This is a genomic window from Wolbachia endosymbiont of Tuta absoluta (assembly GCF_059414725.1).
The window spans coordinates 1-427 of sequence record NZ_JBNRJY010000597.1; the positions used below are offsets into that span (position 1 = coordinate 1).

Consider the following 427-nt stretch of genomic DNA (forward strand, 5'->3'; position numbering starts at 1 on the left):
CCTCATCAAACAACCTTTTCTTGGCCTCAAAATACTCATCGATACTTTTGTGATAGTCCAAATGATCGATCCCTCTTGTTCCGTTTCTTAGTAAGTTCTCTTTTTTATAATTTGTTAATTTTTTTTCAGAATTGCATGTGCCGACACTACACGGGATCATTTTGGCAAATGTTAGTGAAATGTGCTAGATCGTTGTGAAAAATATTAAATAAGTAATTTTGTACTTAGATAACGTCTTTTTTTCATTCTCAACTTACACGCAGGTAAAGTCACACACAAATCCAAAAACCTAGTACGTTTTGCCAAATTGCAAAAATTTCGAGCGCGGGCAGAATTTCAACCAACATTTAAATTTTTGCAAGTTTTTAATAGTAGTTTATGCAACTGTCGTATAATGGGGGTCATTAGAATGCGAGTGTCTGTTTGA

The 427-nt window shown here is 34.2% G+C and carries 1 protein-coding gene; it reads right to left on the bottom strand.

All coding sequences use genetic code 11. The annotated features are described in order from the left end of the window. Positions 1–160: Mur ligase family protein (locus ACJ5GX_RS06640; protein ID WP_495292830.1), on the bottom strand; the 160-nt coding region annotated here is incomplete at its 3' end. Between the last annotated feature and the right edge of the window lie 267 nt (positions 161–427).